The organism is Robinsoniella sp. RHS, from assembly GCF_001029355.1.
Lineage (GTDB): Bacteria > Bacillota > Clostridia > Lachnospirales > Lachnospiraceae > Robinsoniella > Robinsoniella peoriensis.
On sequence record NZ_JNGB01000229.1, the window covers coordinates 1 to 3989 of the forward strand.

Below are 3989 nucleotides of genomic sequence, written 5' to 3' on the forward strand. Positions count from 1 at the left end.
GACGATTATAAAAAGGAGTTGAAGACTTTAGGTGTTCCAGTGATAAAGGAATGGCATTTCGTGGTGCCATTTTATAAAGATTCAAGAATTATAAAACATGCAGAATCAAAAAGGCAAGATGTTTTAAATACAAAAAATAGTAACAGGAAGCATTACGATTACATTGATGATAATTTTCGAATTATTGTAAAGGATGCAGAGGAGTTTAGATTTGAGATTACAAGAACAATTAGAACTTCTCTAACAGATACAAAACTTAATCTGGCGATAAGGAAGATCGAAATGCCGGATTGGACAAAATGTGACTCGGAAAAAGTAAGCAATATAGAACGTAAGGTCAAGAATGTATATGGTGACTACGATGAAAACAAGGAAGAGGATGTTGCAGACATCAACTTTATTGTAAATACATATGCACAAGCCTACATTAAAGGAATGGAGATATTACGTATACTAAGAGTATCCTATGCTGAAATATATGAGGATGTTTATAGTTTGGAGCAATCATATAAAAGACAAGTTGAACTAAAGACTAGAATGAATACAAATAGAAGCTTGAATCAGCAATTGTTTAATCAGATCTTAGATGACTTTGAAGCGCAGTTGAAAAAGGCATGCTACTACTTTACCTTGGACTCAATATTTGAACTTAAGACGGATATAATTGGTATGTGGTTAGCAGATTGTTCTATGCAGTTTAGGAAGTAGGTGGTTTTGGGAAATGGAGTTTTTATTAACAGAACAAATAGTTTTTGACGCTAAACCAGACGCTGTTCCATATAATTATCGGATTAGTTATAAAGTTTCACAACTATGTTTAATTGTGGCGATGTGTTGCAGTAGAGGCGGGTGTACTCTGGTGAAATTACATATTATTTCGAATGCATTGAATACAAAAGCATATATGGAAACACTAGATGCCTATGTTAATGATAGAATATCATTTATGATAGCTAGATTTGATCCAGCGGTAAACAGAGCAATTAAGTATGCTATTGCTGATAAATTATTGACTCAGCAAAAAAATGGAAAATTTCGTTTGGCGGATAAAGGAAAGAGTCTTGTAAAGAAGATGGACAAAGAAAAGGACTTGTTGGTTATTGAAAAGGACTATCTTTCAAAATTAGGAACAAAATTAACAGATGAAAAACTGGAAAGTTTAATATCCTACTGGAGGTACAGTAATGCTGACAATTAAAAGATTAAGGATTGAAATACAAACTGAAAAGGGGTTATATGGACTAGATGAAGAATTTAGTGAAAAATTAAATTTGTTGGCTAGTGATGACAACACATGTGGAAAAAGTTCAGTACTAGTAGCGATATATTACTGTTTGGGTTTTGAACAAATTATAGGTGGTATAGGTGAAAAAGTTTTAACTTCTGCATATAAGACATTCATTGAGGCTGATGATCAGAAATTGACAGTACTTGAATCAAAAATCTATTTAGAGATATCCAACGGGGTTGAAGATGTAACCATATTCAGACCGGCTAAAATGCAGGGGCGAGATACTAGATTAGTGACGGTGTATTATTCGAATATGAAAGAAATGAGTACTCTTGATACTCTAGTTGAGGAGATGTATGTTCATATGCCAAATTCGGCAACTAATGTAAAAGGATTTCATCGTTATTTAGAAAAGTTCCTGCACATGGAGTTACCGATGGTTCCTACAGCGGAAGGAGAACAAAGAAAGTTATATTTGCAATTGATTTTCTCATGTATATTCATTGAACAAAAACATGGGTGGGGAGATATTTTTTCAGGTATACCGTTTTTGGGAATTAAGGATTCAAAAAAGAGGGTTTTAGAATATATACTGGGTTTGGATACATTAGGAAATGAAAAGCGCAAAGAAAAATTAAAGAGTGATGAACACCACATTAAAAGCGAGTGGACGCAACTGATAAAAGAGTTATATAATTCGGCGAATAGGGAAAATTGTAATATGATGGGGGTTCCTATTAATCCATGTATATTAACCCAAATAGATTTGTCAGGAGTGCATATTTTTAAAGGAGATACAGAAATATCAGAAGAAATTAAGGATTTGCAAATGGAATACGAAGCAATACCGACTGCAACACCAAAAATCATTGATAATTTTGATGAATTACAAAACGAGCTTGAAGCCACAGAGGACGATATTGAAGAATTAGAATCAAATGCAAGTTGGTTACGGCAGCAAATTACTCAAATAAACTTGAGCATAAGAGTTCTTGATAATAATATTGAAATTCTTGAAAGTGATTTGAGAAATAACAAGGATTCTGCTAGATTGAGGAATTTGGGATCGGAGTTGGAATGTAAAATTTCAGAAGATATTTGTCCAACATGTGATCAACCTATTAACGATTCGTTATTACCAAATGTTGAGGATATTAGTTTTATGAGTATTGATGAAAATATTCGGCATTTGGAAGCACAAAAGTCTATGCTTAATTACGCAAAGGGAAGCCATGTTAGGAATAAGCAAAATATGGATAATAAACTCCAAGCGATTCAGAGTAAGGTTGTTACGTTAAGACGCTTGGCAAAGGCATTAAGAAGCGATATTTATTCAGTTGATGATAGTTTATCTGAGGCGATTGTATATAAAAAAATAGATTTAGAATCAAGAATGGAAAGTTTACAGAAGCTTAAGGATTTATTAGATAATAAAAAGGGGAAGCTGCTAGAGCTTTCTGAACAGTGGAAGAAATATCTTGAAGAGAAGGAAAAAATTCCAAAGAAGAAATTCTCAGATTCAGATATTAAGAAGATAAATGTATTGCGGTCTAAGTTTGTAGATAACTTAAAAAGATATGGATATAAGAGTATTGTCAGCTTGAATGATATTAGTATATCAGAGGAAACGTATCTTCCGGTGGTAGAAGAGTTTGATATGAAGTTTGATTCATCGGCTAGTGATAATATACGTGCGATATGGGCATATACAATTGCATTAATGCAGGTTTCTGCGGAAAAACAGGGAAATCATCCTAATATAGTAATCTTTGATGAACCAAAACAGCATAGTATCGTTCAAAACGATATGGAGATGTTTTTTCAAAGTATTATTGACTTGGACTTTAAGTATCAAGCTATAGTTGGTATTACGGTTAAAGATCCCGATGCAAAAGAATCTATTAAGAAACTGGCAGCGGATAGTTATAAATTGGTTCAAGTAAGTAATAAAGCATTTCAAAGGCTCCAAAATCGTTTATTCTGACAAGAATAATCGTGTTTCCTAGAACGGATGAGTCTGTGAAAGTTTTTCTGTAAGTAAGGATTTATAAGGTCTTCTATGGTAAAATAAAAAATCATAGGAGGCCTTTTATTATGGCAAGAGAAAAGAAACCAGTACACAAAGTACAAATGACAGACGGGAAAAAGATTATTATTCAGCAACTACTGCAGGAGTATGATATTCAGTCCGCAGAAGATATTCAAGATGCACTAAAAGATCTGCTTGGCAGTACCATCAAAGAAATGATGGAAACGGAGATGGAGGAACACTTAGGCTATGAAAAATCAGAGTGTTCTGATACGGACGATTACCGTAATGGCTATAAATCCAAGCGCATCAATAGTAGCTATGGCAGCATGGATATTCAGTAAGCGATGAATAACATAGCGTATAGACTTTCCCAACGTTTACTAGTTTTCAATAAATTTAAACAGTCATGGCTGGATGATCTTCAACCGTTACTGTTTCAACATCTATTAATCTGGAACAATGCTCTTTTATGAAATCACTCCATGGCAGTAATTGTTCAATACCATCAGGCCCATTTTTGTAACCCGGCATGTACAACAGCAATGTATAGATATATTGGAACACGTTCAGATTGTTTGCTTTTGCAGTCTCTACGAGACTATATAGGATGGCACTTGCATTTGCACCAGCGACTGATGCATGGAACAGGGAAGCTTTTYTCCAATTGCATAAGATTTTGCCATCCGTTCGGCGGCGTTGTTGGATAATTCGCAACGTCCATCTTGT

General features: G+C 34.2%; 4 protein-coding genes and 1 pseudogene. 4 read left to right on the forward strand and 1 reads right to left on the reverse strand.

All coding sequences use genetic code 11. The annotated features are described in order from the left end of the window. From RHS_RS28990 to RHS_RS29005, 4 genes and pseudogenes are all read left to right on the forward strand, one after another. Window positions 1-708, forward strand: a 708-nt coding sequence (locus tag RHS_RS28990; RefSeq protein ID WP_047835168.1) for a hypothetical protein, incomplete at its 5' end; no start/stop codon positions are given. A 13-nt stretch (window positions 709-721) separates the two neighbouring features. Beyond that, the gene (locus RHS_RS28995) at window positions 722-1198 is read left to right on the forward strand and encodes a hypothetical protein (protein WP_047835169.1); all 477 of its coding nucleotides are present in this window, start codon (window positions 722-724) and stop codon (window positions 1196-1198) included. Further along, complete coding sequence (locus tag RHS_RS29000) at window positions 1185-3215, forward strand: hypothetical protein (protein WP_047835170.1); 2031 nt, start codon at window positions 1185-1187, stop codon at window positions 3213-3215. Before RHS_RS28995 ends, RHS_RS29000 begins: the two co-directional genes overlap by 14 nt. Window positions 3216-3325: 110 nt before the next feature. Continuing rightward, window positions 3326-3601 (forward strand): annotated as a pseudogene (locus RHS_RS29005) (transposase); the annotation flags it as partial. Window positions 3602-3659: 58 nt separating this feature from the next. Here the strand turns inward: RHS_RS29005 and RHS_RS29010 are convergent. Then, the coding region (locus tag RHS_RS29010) for a transposase domain-containing protein (protein ID WP_395023653.1) at window positions 3660-3989 on the reverse strand (330 nt) is incomplete at its 5' end.

Excerpts from the sequence above, each read along its gene's own strand:
- RHS_RS29000 (WP_047835170.1), top strand. The coding sequence starts at position 1,185 with ATGCTGACAATTAAAAGATTAAGGATTGAAATACAAACTGAAAAGGGG.
- RHS_RS28995 (WP_047835169.1), top strand. The coding sequence starts at position 722 with ATGGAGTTTTTATTAACAGAACAAATAGTTTTTGACGCTAAACCAGAC.